Source organism: Kineococcus auxinigenes, from assembly GCF_050871525.1.
Taxonomy (GTDB): domain Bacteria; phylum Actinomycetota; class Actinomycetes; order Actinomycetales; family Kineococcaceae; genus Kineococcus.
Window position 1 is genome coordinate 1 of the sequence record NZ_JBKBCT010000013.1, and the last position, 16,857, is coordinate 16,857.

General features: G+C 75.8%; 13 protein-coding genes and 1 tRNA gene. 6 read left to right on the forward strand and 8 right to left on the reverse strand.

Annotated elements, in window-relative coordinates; translation table 11 throughout:
• Positions 1-1,543: MMPL family transporter (locus ACRYR9_RS06185; protein WP_432540182.1), on the reverse strand; the 1,543-nt coding region annotated here is incomplete at its 3' end.
• 208 nt (positions 1,544-1,751) lie between these two features.
• Between ACRYR9_RS06185 and ACRYR9_RS06190 the strand changes: the two genes are divergently transcribed.
• Complete coding sequence (locus ACRYR9_RS06190; protein ID WP_432491047.1) at positions 1,752-2,345, forward strand: TetR/AcrR family transcriptional regulator; 594 nt, start codon at positions 1,752-1,754, stop codon at positions 2,343-2,345.
• Between the two features lie 197 nt (positions 2,346-2,542).
• Here ACRYR9_RS06190 and ACRYR9_RS06195 read toward each other — a convergent pair whose 3' ends face one another.
• Entirely contained in the window at positions 2,543-2,914 is a 372-nt protein-coding gene (locus tag ACRYR9_RS06195; protein WP_432508930.1) for a hypothetical protein, read from the reverse strand.
• A 209-nt stretch (positions 2,915-3,123) separates the two neighbouring features.
• Here ACRYR9_RS06195 and ACRYR9_RS06200 point away from each other — a divergent pair, with 209 nt between their 5' ends.
• On the forward strand, positions 3,124-3,768 hold the full coding sequence (locus ACRYR9_RS06200; RefSeq protein ID WP_432491051.1) for a 5' nucleotidase, NT5C type: 645 nt from the start codon (positions 3,124-3,126) through the stop codon (positions 3,766-3,768).
• A gap of 221 nt (positions 3,769-3,989) precedes the next feature.
• On the opposite strand, the gene ACRYR9_RS06205 is transcribed toward ACRYR9_RS06200, so the two are convergent.
• Positions 3,990-4,074: transfer RNA gene (locus tag ACRYR9_RS06205), tRNA-Leu, on the reverse strand.
• Positions 4,075-4,322: 248 nt separating this feature from the next.
• On the opposite strand from ACRYR9_RS06205, the gene ACRYR9_RS06210 reads away from it, so the two are divergent.
• Genes ACRYR9_RS06210 through ACRYR9_RS06225 form a run of 4 tightly spaced genes read left to right on the forward strand, consistent with a single transcriptional unit; the run spans position 4,323 to position 10,375 of the window.
• Positions 4,323-5,369: a 3-oxoacyl-ACP synthase III gene (locus ACRYR9_RS06210; RefSeq protein WP_432491053.1), complete on the forward strand. Its 1,047-nt coding sequence runs from the start codon at positions 4,323-4,325 to the stop codon at positions 5,367-5,369.
• A gap of 43 nt (positions 5,370-5,412) precedes the next feature.
• Complete coding sequence (locus ACRYR9_RS06215) at positions 5,413-8,148, forward strand: alpha/beta fold hydrolase (protein ID WP_432491055.1); 2,736 nt, start codon at positions 5,413-5,415, stop codon at positions 8,146-8,148.
• A 13-nt stretch (positions 8,149-8,161) separates the two neighbouring features.
• Positions 8,162-9,133 carry an NAD-dependent epimerase/dehydratase family protein gene (locus ACRYR9_RS06220; protein ID WP_432491057.1) on the forward strand — a complete coding sequence of 324 codons (972 nt, stop codon included), beginning with the start codon at positions 8,162-8,164 and terminating at the stop codon, positions 9,131-9,133.
• 30 nt (positions 9,134-9,163) lie between these two features.
• On the forward strand, positions 9,164-10,375 hold the full coding sequence (locus tag ACRYR9_RS06225) for an App1 family protein (protein WP_432491059.1): 1,212 nt from the start codon (positions 9,164-9,166) through the stop codon (positions 10,373-10,375).
• Positions 10,376-10,810: 435 nt separating this feature from the next.
• Here the strand turns inward: ACRYR9_RS06225 and csrA are convergent, their stop codons facing one another.
• The 5 genes from csrA to flhA all read right to left on the reverse strand — a co-directional run bounded on the left by csrA (position 10,811) and on the right by flhA (position 16,769).
• On the reverse strand, positions 10,811-11,047 hold the full coding sequence (csrA, locus tag ACRYR9_RS06230) for a carbon storage regulator CsrA (protein WP_432491061.1): 237 nt from the start codon (positions 11,045-11,047) through the stop codon (positions 10,811-10,813).
• Between the two features lie 138 nt (positions 11,048-11,185).
• Positions 11,186-11,437 (reverse strand): hypothetical protein, encoded by a 252-nt coding sequence (locus tag ACRYR9_RS06235; RefSeq protein WP_432491063.1) that lies wholly within the window; start codon positions 11,435-11,437, stop codon positions 11,186-11,188.
• Entirely contained in the window at positions 11,434-12,168 is a 735-nt protein-coding gene (locus tag ACRYR9_RS06240) for a PilZ domain-containing protein (RefSeq protein ID WP_432491065.1), read from the reverse strand. The genes ACRYR9_RS06235 and ACRYR9_RS06240 overlap by 4 nt, the downstream gene beginning before the upstream one ends.
• A gap of 4 nt (positions 12,169-12,172) precedes the next feature.
• Positions 12,173-14,755, reverse strand: coding sequence for a hypothetical protein (locus ACRYR9_RS06245; RefSeq protein WP_432491067.1), 2,583 nt, complete (start codon positions 14,753-14,755; stop codon positions 12,173-12,175).
• Positions 14,733-16,769 carry a flagellar biosynthesis protein FlhA gene (flhA, locus tag ACRYR9_RS06250; RefSeq protein WP_432491069.1) on the reverse strand — a complete coding sequence of 679 codons (2,037 nt, stop codon included), beginning with the start codon at positions 16,767-16,769 and terminating at the stop codon, positions 14,733-14,735. Before flhA ends, ACRYR9_RS06245 begins: the two co-directional genes overlap by 23 nt.
• Positions 16,770-16,857 lie beyond the last annotated feature (88 nt).

Sequence of the window (16,857 nt, forward strand, 5' to 3'; positions counted from 1 at the left end):
CCCGCACCAGGTCGATGGTGGCCTGGTGGGGCGGGCCGCGGCGGGGGACGAGGTTGATCAGGGGGGGGCTGCCGTGGGCGGTGGCCACCGCCGGGGTCAGCCCCACCACGTCGTCCAGGCCCTGGATCCGCTCCGCGGTCGTCGCCGCGGCCGCGGCGACGGTCTGCGGGTCGGCACCGGGCTCACCGTTCACGACGACGACGAGGGTGGACTGCGCCCCCTCGCCGAAACCGGCCACCAGCAGGTCGTAGGCCTGCCGGGCGGAGGAGGCGGGGTCCTCGTTCTCGGCCGAGGGCAGCGCGGTGCGCATGGAGGCGACCGGGACGGCGATCACGCCGACGGCGAGCACCGCCGCCAGCAGGGCGATCACCGGGTGGCGGGTCACACCGAGCGCCCAGCGGCCCAGCACGCCGGGGCCGGCGAGGGTCCGCTCGTCGGCGTCCTCGTCGTCGTGGGCGTGGGCCGCGGCCGACGCGCGCAGCTCGGCGGGGTCCAGGCCGCGCTGCGCCCTCGGCAGGACCCTGGCCCCGAGCACGGCCAGGAACGCCGGCACGGCGGTCAGCGCGACCAGGACGGCGACCGCGACGGTGACGGCCGCGGCCAGGCCCATCTGGGTCAGGAACGGGATGTTCACCACCGCCAGGCCCACCAGGGCGATGATCACGGTGGTGCCGGCGAAGACGACGGCGGTGCCGGCGGTGCCGGTGGCCTTGGCGATCGCCTGCTGCAGGGGGGCGCCGGCACGCAGCTCGGAGCGGGTGCGGGCGAAGACGAACAGCGCGTAGTCGATGCCCACCGCCAGGCCCAGCATCCCGGCCAGGGCCGGGGTGGTGGAGGACAGGGAGACGACCCTGCCCAGCGCGGTGATGCCCAGGACGCCGACGCCGACGCCGACCAGGGCGGTCAGCAGGTTCGCCCCGGCCGCCGCCAGTGAGCCGTAGGTCAGCACCAGCACCAGGAAGGCGACCGCCACGCCGATGGCCTCGCTGGTGTGACCGACCTCGGTGGTCACCAGCGGGGAGGTGACCTCCACGCGCACGTCCCCCCCGGCGGCGGCCAGGCCCTCCTCGACGGCCGGGTCCGTGGCCGCGGCGAACGCCTCGGCGGTCTCGTCGGAGACGTCACCGGCGGTGCCGTCGAAGGTCACGGTGGCCGCGGCGATGCTCTGGTCCGCCGACAGGCGCGGCGCCCGCGCGTCCAGCGGGTCCGACACCGAGACGATCCCCTCGACCGCGCGCACCTCGGCGAGCAGGCCCTGCAGCGCTTCGGCGTTGGCCCCGGTCAGCGTCTGCCCGGCAGGGGCCTGGAAGACGACGGTGGCGGTGGCGTTGTCCGCGCCCGCCGCCGAGAACTTCTGGCCCACCACGTCCAGGCCCTCGCTGGCCTGGGTGCCGGGGATGGAGAAGCTGGTGTCCTGCGCGGCGGTGCGCGGCAACCCCACGGCCAGCGCCGCCAGCACGGCGAGCAGCAGCGCCCACACGGACAGCACCAGCCAGTGGCGGCGGGCGCTGAACCTGCCCAATCGGTACAGCAGCGTGGCCATCGGGTACTCCTCGGTGGGGGCGGGTGCTGCACGCCGACGCCGCTGACGACCGTGCCTCCCGGTGCATCGACCGGGAACGCCCCGACGGTAAGCCTGCCGATCGGCTAGGCGCAACCCTGCCGATCGGCTAGTTCTCATGATGGGGATCGGACTACAGTCGGACCCGCGGCCGGTGCACGGGCCGGCACGGGTCGGCGACGGGAGGGCCATGGCGACCGCGCACGAGGAGCGGCACGGCGAACGGCACGCGGGCGCCGGGCGCGCCCGGCTGCACGAGGCCGCGCTGCGCCTGTTCGCCGAGCACGGCGTCAGCGGCACCTCCCTGCAGATGATCGCCGACGCGCTCGGGGTGACCAAGGCCGCTGTCTACTGGCACTACCGGACGAAGGACGAGATCGTCCTGGGGGTCCTGACACCCGTCGTCGAGGACCTCACCCGCGTGGTGGAGGCCGCCCGGGCCCGGCGCGGCCCGCGGGCACGCACCGAGGCGCTGATCACCGGCCTGGTCGACGTGGTCGTGCGCTCCCGCATGGTCTACGTCGTGCTCGCCGGCGACCCCTTCATCAGCGAACTGCTCGGCAAGGACGAGCGGCTGCGCGCGGTCGTGCAGGAGATGACCGACCTGGTGGCCGGGCCCGAGCGGGACGAGTCGCAGCGCGTCAGCGCCCTGATGTTCCTCGCCGGGCTCGTCGGCCCCCTGAACCACCCCGCCTGCGCGGTGATCGCTGACGACGACCTGCGACGGCACCTCGTCGACGGCGGGCGCCGACTGCTGCTGACCCGCGCGGTCGCGAAGGGCTGACGCTCCGCGTTCGCCGGTCCTGGTCGCAGCTGTTCCCCGAGACCTGGACTCGTTCTTGGGTGCAATTGGCCGCGATAATCGAATGTTCGCCCAGCACGGCGCGGAGAGGCGGGCCGGTGGCCGCCAGGTGGTGCTGGCGGACGGGGTCGCAGCCCGCACCGGCGAGGTCCCAGCCCACCGGGCCGCGGCACCCGCGGTCAGCTGGTGCCCTCCCCGCGCGCCGCGGCGTCCTCCTCGGCCGCCCGGTCCACCAGGGCGACGGCGTCCAGCAGGCTCAGGCGCCGATCGGCCCGGCGCAGCTGCCGGACCCGCTCCACCCGGGTCGCACCGGCGACGCCGGCGCCGGCCAGGACCTCACGCACCCGCGGCAGCGGCCACTCCTGCGCCGCGTCCAGTCCGCGGCGGCTCCGGCGCGCCGTGCTCAGCACGGCGACCCCGGCCAGCCACACGAGGACGCCGGGCGCCCAGTGCCCCTGGAGCACGAGCACCACGCCGGCCACGACGGCGAGCGCGGCCGCGACCCGCCCGGCCCGCTGCACCAGGAGCAGCGTGGTCGCCGGGGACACCACGGGATCACCTGCGCTGCGCCGGATCACGTCTTCGACCCCAGCGAGGGATGAGGCCGCTGGATGGACGAGGCCCTGAGCTGCACGGGGATCACCCGATCACGCCACCGTCGCGTCCGCATGTCTCAACAGCAGGCCGGTGCCTGCCGATGACCACCCGGGCGCCTCCACGGGGCGCCGTCGCCGTCCACCGCCTCGGGAGGGGTCCGCTCGTGCTCGTCCTCGTGGACCAGGACCAGACGCTCGCGGACTTCGGCGACGGCTTCGACCGCCGCTTCTCAGCGACCCACCCCGACGCCCCGCTGGCCCCGCGAGCGCAGGCGGGCTCGTACTGGATCGAGGACAGCTACCCCGCCCGGTGGCACGAGCGCGTCCGCTCCATCCCCACCCAGGAAGGCTTCTTCCGCGGCCTGAACCCTCTGCCCGGCGCTCGCCAGGCGCTGGAGGCGATGCTCGACGCAGGTCACGACGTGCGCATCTGCACCGCCCCGGTGCGCGCCTACCGGCACTGCGTGCGCGAGAAGTACGAGTGGGTCGAGGAGCACCTGGGGCTGCACTGGACGGAGCGCATGATCGTCACGCGGGACAAGACCCTGATCGCCGGTGACGTCCTCATCGACGACAAGCCGGAGGTGGTCGGAACCTTCGCCACGCCGAGCTGGACGCACGTGTACTACCGCACCGGCTACAACGAGCACCTTCCCGGAGCGCACCTGGACTGGTCGAGCTGGAGCGAGGTCCTCGACGCCGTCGAGGCGGAGCGCACCGCACGCAGCACCCTGGTGCTGCGACGCCTGGCCGACGCTCGCACCCCGGCCAGCACCCACCGACCGGAGCCGACGACCGAGCACCGGTGAGCAGCGCGCAGCCGGAGCCACCCCCGGGCGAGGAGCGATCGCCGGGTTGCCGGCGCCGACCGAGCGCGAGGCGGCCGCTCCCCCGGGTCGCGGCGCCGGAACGGGCCCTCCGGTGCTCGCCCAGCTTCCGCCGGCTCGCAGCGTTGGGGCTTCCGCTGACGAAAAAGGCCCTGACCTGCACGAATGCTGGTCAGGGCCGATCTCGTCGCTGTCTCAACGAGTGTCCGAGGGGGGACTTGAACCCCCACCCTCTATACGAGGACTAGCACCTCAAGCTAGCGCGTCTGCCTATTCCGCCACCCGGACGAGTGGTCCGCGCACACCTCTCGGCGCGCTCAGGACGAGGAAAACCGTAGCACGGCGCCGGACGGCGGCGAGCACCGCGCGATCCACCCCGTCGAGCGCCCCGGCACCCTCGGGGACGACCTCGGGAGGCGCACTCGCGCGAGACGGTTAACCTGATCCCTCGCCGCGACAGCCGCGCCGGCCGGTCCCCGCGGGGACCGAGGCGCCTGCCCACCGGGCGGCGCAGGACCGAGGATGTGGGGAAGCCCTTGAACGACACCACCGGCGGGGACGCGCTGGGCAATTCGACCTTCCGTCCGGCCAACGCGGCCCTGCTGTCGGTGTCGCACGTCGAAGCGCCGGTGGTCGTGCCGTCGTCGTACTTCGACGACGTGCTGGCCCCGACGCTGCAGCGGCTGCGCATGCAGCCCGGCCTGCTGGAGAAGGTCGCCGGCGTCAGCGAGCGGCGGTGGTGGGCCGAGGGGCAGAACGCCGCCGACGTCGCCGCGGAGTGCGGCGTCAAGGCCCTGTCCGAGGCGGGGGTGGACGCCAAGGACGTCGGGCTGGTCATCAGCACGACCGTCACGCGCCCGCACCTGGAACCGGCCATCGCCACCGCCGTGCACCACGGGATGGACCTGCCGCCGTCGGCGATGAACTTCGACCTCACCAACGCCTGCCTGGCGTGGGTGAACGGCGTGCAGGTCGCCTCGGCGATGATCGACGCCGGCGCGATCCGCTACGCGGTGGTGCTGGGCGCCGAGGACGTGCGCTCGATGCACGAGGGCACGATCGCGCGGCTGCAGCGCGACGGGATCACCCGCAAGGACTTCCTCAACGAGTTCGCCACGATGACCCTGGGCTGCGGCGCGGCCGCCGCCGTCATCGGCCGCGCCGACGAGCACCCCGAGGCGCACCGCGTCCTGGGCGGCGTGACGCGCGCCGGGACCGCGCACCACGAGCTGTGCATCGGCGACGCGAACCACATGCGCACCGACGCCAAGCTGATGCTCAACGAGGGCATCGAGATCGTCTCCGACGCTTTCGAGGGCGGGGACCGGCTGTGGGGGTGGCGGCAGGCCGACCGCTTCGTCATCCACCAGATCTCCAAGGTGCACACCCGGACCCTGGTGGACCGCATCGGCGTCGACCCGGCGAAGGTGCCGATGACGTTCCCCCGCTGGGGCAACGTCGGGCCGATCTCCCTGCCGATGACGCTGGCGGCCACGGCTCCCGAGCTGAGCCGCGGCGACCGGGTGATCGCCATGGGCGTCGGGTCTGGGCTGAACACCGCGATGCTCGAGCTGGCCTGGTGAGCACCACGTCCGCGGCTCTGCCGCTCGTGCCGGGGTGCCCCCGGTGGTGACCGCTCCGCTGCGCCCCGCGGCGCTGCCCCCTGCCGGGCTGCCGGGGCTGGACCCGTCCTGGTCGCGGCTGGTGCAGGCTCCCGACAGCGCCGGGGTGCTGCGGACGTGGCACCTGCTGGACACCGCCCCGGACGACTCCCCCGCTGCCGGCGACGTCGCCGGGACGCTGGTGTGCGTGCACGGCAACCCCACGTGGTCGTACCTGTGGCGGCACCTGGCCGCGGCGGCCTCCGCCGCCCCGGTGCCGTGGCGCGTCGTCGCGGTGGACCAGCTGGAGATGGGGTACTCCGAGCGCACCGGCGTGCACCGCACGCTGACGCAGCGCATCGGCGACCTGTCGAACCTGCTGGACGCGCTGGAGCTGAGCGGACCGGTGGTGGCCGTGGGGCAGGACTGGGGCGGCATCGTCGTCACCGGCTGGGCCGCGGCGGAGCTGGAGCGGGCCGGCAGCGGTGCCGGCCGCCACCGGGCGTCCTCGCCGGGCAGCCACCTGGCCGGGCTGGTGGTGGCGAACACCGCGGCCTCCTACCCCGCCGACGCCCCCGCGCCCGGGGCCCTGCGCCTGGCGACCCGCTCGGGCGTGCTGCCGCTGGTCACGCGCACCACGGAGGCGTTCCTGCGCACCACCCTGGCGCTGCCGAAGCCCGCCCTGCCCGCGGACGTGCGGGCGGCGTACCGGGCGCCGTACGGCACGGCGCCCGACCGCGCCGGCATCGAGGACTTCGTGGCGGACGTGCCGGTGGGTCACGACCACCCCAGCCGGCCGGCGCTGGACGCGGTGAGCGAGGGCGTGGAGCGGCTGCGCGCGGCGGGCGTGCCGGCGCTGGTGCTGTGGGGCCCGCGGGACCCCGTCTTCGGCGAGGGCTTCCTGCGGGACTGGCGCCGGCGGTTGCCGCACGCCGACGTGCACCGCCTGGCCGGCGCCAGCCACCTGACGCCGGAGGACCCCCGCTTCGCCCCCGCCCTCGTGCAGTGGCTGGGCGAGCGCGCCGCCGTCGAGGAGGGCGTGCCCGCCGAGCCCGGGGGCGCGCCGGCGGACGAGCAGGCGCTGCCGCGGTTGTGGGCGGCCCTGGAGGAGCGCTCCGGCGACGACGGGCCGGCGGTCGTGGAGGTCGCCGCCGACGGTTCCTCCCGCCCGATCAGCTGGTCGCTGCTGGCGCGGCGCACCCGCGAGCTGGCCGCGGGCCTGGACGCGATGGGCGTGCGGCCCGGGCAGCGGGTCTCGCTGCTGGTGCCGCCGGGCGCGGACCTGACCGCGGCGCTGTACGCGGTGCTGCGGGTGGGGGCGGTCGCGGTGGTCGCCGACGCCGGCCTGGGCGTGCGGGGCCTGACCCGCGCCGTCACCGGCAGCGGCGTGGACTGGGTCGTCGGGGTGCCGAAGGCGCTGGCCGCGGCGCGGGCGCTGCGCTGGCCGGGCCGGCGCATCGCCGCCGGGCCGGTGGGTGGGGCCGTGCTGCGCGCCACCGGCGCCGCGGCGACGCTGCTGGAGGTCGCCGAGCGCGGGCAGAACCGGCTGGCCACCGGTCTGGGCCTGCCGCCCGAGCCGGGTCCGGACGCCGAGGGCGCCATCCTGTTCACCTCCGGTTCCACCGGGCCGGCCAAGGGCGTGGTGTACACCCACGCGCAGCTGTCCCGGCTGGCCACGGCGATGGGCTCGGTCATCCGCACCGGCCCGGGTTCGCCCCTGGTCTCGGCGTTCGCGCCGTTCGCCCTGTTCGGCCCCGCGCTCGGCGCCACCTGCGTGGTGCCGGCGATGGACGTCACCAAGCCCGCGACCCTGACCGCGGCGGCGCTGGCCGACGCGGTCGCCGCCGGGTCTGCCACCTCGGCGTTCCTGTCGCCGGCGGCGGTCGTGAACGTGCTGGCCACCGCGGACGCGCTGGACGAGCGCCAGCGCGAGGCGCTGGCCGGCGTGCGGGTGCTGCTGTCGGCCGGTGCGCCGGTGCCCACGCCGCTGCTGCAGCGCGTGCGCGAGCTGATGCCGCTGACCGATCCCCGCACCCCGTACGGGGCCACGGAGGTCCTGCCGGCCACCGACGTCAGCCTCTCCGACGTCCTGGAGGCGGGCGAGGGCGAGGGCATCTGCGTGGGCCGTCCCGTGCCGGGCGTCGTGGTGGGCGTCGCCCCCCTGGACGCCGACGGGAACGCCGGCGAGGACGTCTCCGGGGAGCCGGGGGTCACCGGTGAGGTCGTCGTGGGCGGCGAGCACGTCAAGGACCACTACGACCAGCTGTGGGCCACGCACGCGGCCAGCGTGCGGGTGCGGCCCTCGGCGGAGCTGGCACGGGCGCTGGGGGCCGGGCGCTGGCACCGCACCGGCGACGTCGGGCACCTCGACGAGGCCGGGCGCGTGTGGGTCGAGGGCCGACTGGCGCACGTCGTGGTCACCGCGGACGAGGTGGTCACCCCCGTGGGGGTGGAGCAGCGCGCGGAGTCCGTCGACGGCGTGGCGCGGGCGGCGCTCGTCGGCGTCGGCCCGCGCGAGGCGCGCCAGCTCGTCGTCGTCGCCGAGGCGCAGGAGGCGGTGACCGGCCCGGTGCGGCGCACCACGGTCGCTCCCCCGTCGCTGGCCGAGGCGGTGCGCCGCGCCACCGGGCGCGACCTGGCCGCGGTGCTGCTGGTGCCGGCCCTGCCGACGGACGTGCGGCACAACTCCAAGATCGACCGGGTCCGCGTCGCCGCCTGGGCGGAGCGGGTCCTGGCCGGCGAGAAGGCCGGGAGGCTGTGATGGGAACGGCGTCGTGAAGATCCTCGTCACCGGTGCCAGCGGCATGCTGGGCCGCGAGACCGCCCTGGCCCTGGCGCGGCGGGGGGAGGACGTGCGCGTGCTGCAGCGCCGCCCCGCCGGCCTGGACGGCGTGCAGGAGGTGCTGGGGTCCGTCAGCGACGCCGCGGCGCTGGAACGCGCCTGCGAGGGCGTGGACGCCGTGGTGCACCTGGCGGCGAAGGTGTCCATCACCGGCCCGCACGAGGAGTACGTCGAGACGAACGTGCGCGGCACCGAGCGGCTGCTGGCCGCGGCCCGCGCCGCGGGGGCCCGTCGGTTCGTCATGGTGAGCTCGCCGTCGGTGGCGCACGGCGGCTCGGCGCTGGTGGGCGTGGGCACCACCCCCGCCGACCCGGGCGCCGCGCACGGCTCGTACGCGGTCACCAAGGCGCAGGCGGAGCTGGCGGCGCTTGCGGCGGACTCCCCCGGCTTCGCCGTGGTCGCGGTGCGCCCGCACATCGTCATCGGCCCGGGCGACACGCAGCTGGTGCAGCGCATCGCGGACCGGGCGCGGGCAGGGCGCCTGCCGCTGCTGGACGACGGCACGGCGCTGATCGACACCACGTACGTGGACAACGCCGTGGACGCGCTGGTCGCGGCGCTGGACCGCGCCGAGGACGTGCACGGGCAGGCGTTCGTCGTCACCAACGGCGAGCCGCGCACGGTGGCGGAGTGGCTGGCGAGCATCTGCGAGGCGGCCGGCGTGCCGGCCCCCACCCGCCGGGTGCCGTCAGCGGTGGCGAAGGTGGCCGGCAGCGTCGTGGAGCGCGCCTGGACGCGCCTGCGGGTGGCGGACGAGCCGCCGATGACGCGGTTCCTGGCCGAGCAGCTGTCCACCGCGCACTGGTTCGAGCAGCGCCGCACCCGCCAGGCGCTGGGCTGGGAGCCGCGGGTGCCGCTGGCCGAGGGCTTCCGCCGCCTCGCCGCGGGGTTCGAGCCCCGCTAGCGTGGGCCCCGTGATCACACGCGGGGTTCGATGACGGGCGGGGCGCGGGTGCGCCGGCGCGACGAGGCGCTGCGCGACCTCGAGGAGCTGCGCGGGCTGGACCTGACGCCGCGCCCAGGCGAGCACGGCCTGCACCGCGCGGCCCGCGTGGAGGACGCCGTCAAGGGCGTCGTCGGCTCCGGGTTGCGCCGGCGCGGCTACCACGCCCGGGCGGTGGCCTACCCCTGCTACGGCGGGCCCGGGTGGGTGCGGGTGCTGGGCAGGGTCCTGCTGGGGCGCGAGGGCGACGCGGCGGAGCTGGAGCGCGAGGCCGGGCGCAGCGTCCGCGGCTGGCGCAACTTCCTGACCGTGCCGGTGGCGGGTGCGGAGGTGACCGTGCAGCTGGGCGGCCGTCGGGTGCGGTTGCGCACCGACCGCGGCGGCTACCTGGACGAGGTCGTCGAGGTGGACCTGCCGCCGGGTGAGCACCCGATCACCCTCACCGTGGGACCGGACCACGAGGTGGACGAGCAGGCCCTGGACGAGGTGCTGGAGCGCGTCGACGACGACACCGAGGGCGGCGCGGAGCTGGCACCGGAGGCGGTGCGCGAGCACCACGGCACCTCCCGGGTGGTGGTCGTGGGACCGCAGCCGCAGCTGGGGCTGCTGTCCGACATCGACGACACCGTCGTCGTCACCCGCCTGCCGCGCCCGTTGCTGGCGGCTTACAACAGCTTCGTGCTCAACGAGAAGGCCCGCGTGCCGGTCAACGGCATGGCGGAGATGTACCGGCAGTTCGTCGCGGAGAACCCCGGCTCGCCGGTGCTGTACCTGTCGACGGGCGCGTGGAACGTCGCGCCGACGCTGACGCGGTTCCTGCGCCGCTCCGGCTACCCGGAGGGGCCGCTGCTGCTGACGGACTGGGGCCCGACGAACACCGGCTGGTTCCGCGACGGCAGCGCCCACAAGCGCGGCAGCCTGGCCCGCCTGGCGCGCGAGCTGCCGCAGGTGACGTGGCTGCTGGTGGGCGACGACGGCCAGCACGACCCGCAGCTGTACGCGGAGTTCGTCGCCGCGGCGCCCGAGCGGGTGGCGGGGGTCGCGATCCGGCGGCTGACCCCCGCGGAGCAGTTGCTGGCCGGCGGACGCCCCCTGACGGCCACGTCGGCGCCGCGGGACTCGCAGGTGCCGTGGGTGAGCGGGGACAACGGCTTCGAGCTGATGCACCGCTGGCACCGGGCGGGGCTGCTGCGGGACGCCTGAGCGCGCGCGGGTGGCCCTGCGGCGGCCGGGACGCGCGCGAGGCCGGTCCCGCGGGTGCGGGACCGGCCTCGGCGCGGGGTGCGGGACGTCAGAGGCGCACGCGGCGCGGGTTGGCGACGGTGGTCAGGTCGATCACGTCGCGGACGTCGACGACGTCGTTGTCCTGCACGGGGGTGGTCTGGTCCATCTCGTACCTCCTGGTCTCGGACGGTGACCGGCGCACCGCGCCGGTCCGCTGTTCTCGAGCCGCGGACAGCACTGTCCTCACACCTGCGGGTGGCGGATCGTTCCCGGTCACGCTGTGCCGACCGGTGCAGGGATTCTAGAGAGCCCGGCGCCGTCCGGGGCACTGCACGGAGCAGCGGATCGGCCAACTGCGGGTGATCTGCGTCACACCCGCCGGGTGCCCGCCCCCCTCACGTGCCCCGTGCCGCCTCACGCGCCGGAGCGGCGCACCAGGTCCTGCAGCGCGCTGACGGACTCCTCGCTGGCCGAGGCGGCGGCGAGGTTGGCCTCGCGCACGGCGTCGTACACCTCCTGCCGGTGCACCTGCACCTCGCGGGGCGCTTCGATGCCGACCCGGACGACGTCACCGCGCACCTCCAGGACGCGCACGACGATCTCGTCACCGATCACGACGGACTCTCCGGCCTTGCGCGTCAGGACGAGCATGGGGCCAGCATAGGTGACGATCCGTCGCTGCCCCTTCTCTGCGCGTCACTCCCCCGTGCGGACGGGGGACGGGCCCCGGGACGCCGCGACGCCCGCCCCCGCACGGGGACGGGCGTCGCGGGACGGCGGGAGCGACCCTCAGGCGTCCTCGCGCCGACGCGCGGGGTGCTCGTCCCCCTCGATCCCGGCAGCCGCCTCGGCAGCTGCGGCCTCGACGGAGTCCTGGTAGCGCAGCACCAGCGAGCGCACCGCGCGAGCGGCGACCGAGGACACCAGCAGCGCCAGGACCAGGTGCAGCAGCGCGGTGTCCACGCTGCCGGTCCCGCGCAGGGCCGAGGCGATCGAGGGGCCGGCCATGAGCAGGCTGGCGACGAGGACGAGGGCGGTCACGGTTCCTCCCGGCGGCGGTTGCGGATCTGCTCCTGCATGACGTGGCGGCGCAGGCGGTCGGCCGCGGCGACGGGTTCCACGAAGACGAGCACGAGGTCGTCGTGCTCCCCGGTGCCCGCCGGGTCCGGGACGAGCCGGACGACGTCGGCGAGCTGGTCGACCGGCCCGCCGGGGACCTCGAAGACGGTGCGGACCACGCGCCCCGGGGACAGCCAGCTCCCCCGGTGCACCCGCACGCACGCACCGCCCTCGCTGAGGTCGACGAAGGCGGCCGTCACGGCCGGCTCGGCGGCGGCACCGGCGTCCTGGTCACCGGCTCGCCGCGGTTCACCGGGAACGGCGTGCAGGCGCAGGCTCCCGGTCACGGGGACCCGCACGAACCGGCGCCGCTGCTGGACGCTCACCTCGCCGCAGGGGGCCAGGTCCCAGGAGGGCACCCGGTGCCGCACGACCTCGGCGATCAGGAAGTCCTGGCGCAGCTGGCCCCGGTGGCTGGCCCAGGTGACGGTCACGGGCATGCCGGGGGCCACCACGTGCAGGTCGCCGGTGAACCCGGGGGCGGCCACCACGAGCCGCCCCGGGCCGGTGTCCTCCACGCGGGTGGGCAGGTCCAGCAGCTCGCCGCCGAGGGCGTCGGGCAGCTGCACCCGCACGCGCACCCGGCCGTTGACCGCGGGCCACTGCGCCGGGGAGGCGGGGTTCACCACCTCGGCGGTCGTCCGCCTGGCCACGGGGTCAGCGCGCCGCGCCGCCGTGCTCGGACGTCGCGTCGAGCAGCAGACCCGCCCAGGCGCCGGAGGTGGCCGGCCGCCCGTCCAGGAAGCCGACGGGGACGTCGAGCGACAGCACGTCGAGGGGGTCGGGGCTCTCGGCGGCGCGGTGCACCGCGAGGCGGCGGGCCGGCACGCCGGCGTTCTCCAGGGCGCGCAGCTGCGCGGCCACGGCGTGGCTGCGGCGGGTGGCGTCCACGCAGACGACGACGGCGGAGGCGCCGACCTCGGCGGCCAGGCGCGCGGCGCGCTCGGCGTCCGCACCGGTCGGGCGGGCCGGGATCGCCACGGTCAGCGGCGCGCTCCAGCGGCGCGCCTGCTCCTGGCGGGCCGGCAGCTCGTCGGCGGTCACGGTGTTCTGCACGTCGGCGCGGCCCAGGACCAACGGCGCCTCCGAGCCGACCTCGTCGGCCACCAGCAGCGCGGCGGCCACGACGGCGTCGGCCTCGCCGACGACCACGACGAGCTCGCCGGAACCGACGCGCAGCGGCACCGGGACCTCGATCTCGCGGGCCAGGCGCAGGACGTCGCTGGAGTCGTGGGGCTCGCGGTAGGGCGCGCGCGCCGCCGGACGGTCGCTGTAGGTCGTCACAGAATCACGGTAAGTCAGGTCCATGTCAGCTGCCTCGTTGTCGTCCCCGTCGTGGGCGGCGCGCTCGCCGGCCACGCTGTGCATGCGCTCGGGCGCCTGCTGCACCCGCGCCTCGTGGCGCGGCTCGTCGCCGCGCTCCCCGCGAGGCTCCGCGTAGCCGCTCGGCGCCGCGTACGGGAAGGCCGCACGGCGCTCCCCCGCGGGCTCGAACGGCGCCTCGTGCTCGTCGTCGGCGTAACCGGGACCGGCGTCGAAGGCGGCCTGGTCCTCGTCGGCGAAGCGGTCGCCGAAGTGGTCCTCCAGGGGCGCCGGGCGGCGCAGCTCCGGGCGACGGGGCACGCCGCGGCGCACCTCGGGCCCCTCCGCGCGCAGGGGCGCCTGCTGACCCTCGCGCCCGCGGAGCTCACCGGGCCCCTCGCCCCGCTCCAGGCGGCGCGGGGCGGTGACGCCGTTGGCGGCACCGAACTGGTCAGGAGTCACGCGAACCTCCGTGGTGCGGGCGGGCAGGCCGCCGAACGGGGCGTCGGCGCCTGCTGCGGCAGCCGGCCGGCCCGGTCGGGTCCCCGTGGGACTCGGCGACTGCCTAGTGACCGAGCGTACATCAGAGGCCACGTTCGGTCCCGTGGTGCGCTCGGACGTCCCGAGGCCCCGCACGGCCGCCATCGTGGCCGCGAACCCCGTGCCCTCGGTGGAGATGGGCCGGTGCGGCTGCAGCGGGCGCTGGGGGGCGGCCTCGGGGCGACGGCGGCCGGCGGGGGTGCCGCGGCCGGCCGAGAGCATCGCCTGCAGCCGGTCGGCACCGTCGGCGGCGTCCGCGGCGGCGAGCAGGTCGCCGAGGCTGCGCTCGGAGGCCTGGGCCGGCACCGCAGCGCGCTCGACGCGCTCGGCCTGGCGGCGGCGGACCTCGCGGCGCGCGGCCTCCCGGCGCTCCTCCTCGCGCAGCTGCTCCTCACGGCGCACGGCCGCCTCCCGGCGCTCCGCCACCACACGTTCCTGCTGCACGCGCTCCGCCTCCCGACGCTCCGCTTCCGCGCGGGCGGCCTCTCGCCGCTCCGCTTCCGCGCGGGCGGCCTCTCGCCGCTCCGCTTCCGCACGGGCGGCCTCTCGCCGCTCCGCCTCCAGCTGCTCCGCCTCGACCCGCTCCGCCTCGCGACGGGCCGCCTCAGCGCGTTCCGCTTCCCTGCGCTCGGTCTCCCGGCGCTGCGCCTCCGCGCGCTCCACCTCGACCCGCTCGGCTTCGACCCGCTCGGCCTCCAGTCGGGCGGCCTCGGCCTGCTCGGCTTCGACCCGCTCCGCCTCGGCCCGCTGGGCCTCGACCCGCTCCGCCTCGATCCGCTCGGCGTCCAGTCGGCGTTCCTCCTCGCGTCGGGCCGCCTCGGCGAGCGCGGCGGCCAGGTCGACCTCCTCGACGACCTCGGGCCCGGCCTCGCCGGTGTCCCCGGCGGAGCCCGGGCCGTCGGAGCCCAGCAGCCCCGCGGCGCGGGCGCTGCTCACGGCACCGGAGGCCTGGAGCATCTGCACGAGGCCCTGCCGGGCCTCTTCGAAGTCATCGGCAGGTCCGGTCGCCGGCTGAAGGGCCTGTTCGGGCGAGGCGGCGGCGTGCCGACCGGCGGGGGCCGGCTCGGCGGCCTCGTGCGCCTCAGGGGCCTCGTCGGCCCCGGCCGCCTCGGCGGCGCGGGCCTCGGCGCGGTCCGCGGCGGCCAGCAGGGCCTCGAAGTCGGGCGCCGCGTCCTGGGCGTCCGCCCGGGCAGCGGGCTCGGGGGTCCGGTCGCCGGTGGCGCCGTCGCTCTGCATCTCGACCGTCACTTCGTAGCGCTCCTTGCTGAAGAATCCGGCGACGCCTCCGGAGCGGATGCGCTCGGCGCGGAGGACGCGGGCGGCGTCACCGTGGGTTTCGCGGACCTGGGCCAGGAGTTCCTGCAGGTCGGGGCCTTCAAGAAGCAAGTGCGTGGACACCGCTCACCGATCCAACCGTCTCGATCCGGGGGTGGTTGCTGACGTCGTCGTAGGAGAGGACGTGCAGGCGGCCGACGGCCACCTTCAGGAGCCGGCGCAGCGGGGCCCGCAGGGGCGGCGCGCACACCAGCACGGCGGAGATGCCCTGCTGTTCGGCACGTTCCAGGCAGGAACTTGAGGCCGTCACGAGGTGCTCGGCGGTGACCGCGTCCAGGGCGAGGCTGGCGCCGTGCTCGCCGGGGCGCAGGGCCTCGGCGAGGGTGTGCTCCAGCACCGGGTCCAGCGTGATGACGTGCAGGACGCCGTCCTGCTCGTGCACCGCCGCCACGGCCGGCCCGAGGGCGGCGCGGGACGCCTCCACGAGGCCGTCGAGGTCCGAGCCCTGCTTGGCCTTCAGGCTCAGGGCCTCGAAGACGCGGGCGAGGTCGCGGATCGGCACCGCCTCCTCCAGCAGGGCCTGCAGGACGCGCTGCACCTCCCCCAGCGTCAGCACGCTGGGCGTCAGCTCGTCCACGACGACCGGGTGGGTGCGCTTGAGCGCCTCCACCAGCGAGCGCACGTCCTCGCGGCCGAGCAGGCGCGGGGCGTGGGTGCGCACGAGCTCACCGAGGTGGGTGATGAGGACGCTGGCGCGGTCCACGACGGTGGCGCCCGTCAGCTGGGCCTGGTGGCGCAGCTCCGCCGGGATCCACTTGCCGTTCAGGCCGAACACCGGTTCCACGGTGGCGCGGCCGGGCAGGCCGTCGAGGTTGTCGCCCAGGGCGAGGACCTGGCCGGGCGGGGCGGTGCCGCGCGCCACCTCGACGCCGGAGATGCGCACCGCGTAGGTGGACATCGGCAGGTCGAGGGAGTCGCGGGTGCGCACCGGCGGCACGACCAGGCCCATCTCCAGGGCGATCTTGCGGCGCAGGGCGCGCACCCGCTCGAGCAGGTCGCCGCCGCCGGAGGTGTCCACGAGGTCCACCAGGTCGGGGGCGAGGACGACCTCCAGCGGGTCGACGCGCATCTCCTCCATCAGGGACTCCGCGGCCTCGTTCGGGTTGAGCGGCGCGGGTGCCAGCTCGGCCAGCTCGACGGCCCTGGCGTCGGCGGCGTCGCGCTTGCCGATGCGGCTGCCGGCCACGAAGCACAGGACGGCGACGACGAGGAAGGGCAGCTTGGGCATGGCGGGGATGAGCCCGAGCACGAGGGCGGCGGCACCGGCGATGTGCAGCACGAGCTTCTGCTGACCGAGCTGCTCGATGGCCTGCGAGCCCATGTCGCCGGAGCCGGCGCCGGTGGAGCGGGTGACGATGAGGCCGGTGCCGACGCTGAGCAGCAGCGCGGGCAGCTGCGAGGCCAGGCCGTCGCCGATGCTGAGCAGCGCGTACTGCTGGATCGACTCCGCCGGCCCCATGCCGTGCTGGATCATCCCGATGGCGAAGCCGCCGATGAGGTTGATCAGCACGATGATGATGCCGGCGATGGCGTCGCCCTTGACGAACTTCGTGCCACCGTCCATGGCGCCGTAGAAGTCGGCTTCCGCGGTGACGTCGCTGCGGCGGCGGCGGGCCTCGTCCTCGTCGATCAGGCCGGCGTTGAGGTCGGCGTCGATGGCCATCTGCTTGCCGGGCATCGCGTCGAGGGTGAAGCGCGCGCCGACCTCGGCGACGCGCTCAGCGCCCTTGGTGATGACGACGAACTGGATGACGACCAGGATCAGGAAGATCACCAGGCCGATGACGAGCGAGCCGGAGATCACGAAGTGTCCGAAGGCCTCGATGACCTTGCCGGCGTAGCCGTTCGAGAGCACCAGGCGCGTCGTCGCCACGTTCAGGCCCAGGCGGAACAGCGTCAGCACCAGGATGAGCGCGGGGAAGACGGAGAAGTCCAGCGGCCGCTTCACGAACATGCAGGTCAGCAGCGCGATGAGCGAGCAGACGATGTTCGTGGCGATGAGGAAGTCCAGCACCGGGGCCGGCAACGGCACGATGAGCAGCAGGATGATGCCGACGACGCCCACGGGCACCGCCATCTGCGTGAGGTTGCGAAAACGCACTGCACCGCCTGTCGTCCTGGTCACCCTGTCGGGTTCCCTCGTCCAGCGGCCCGTCCGTGGCCCT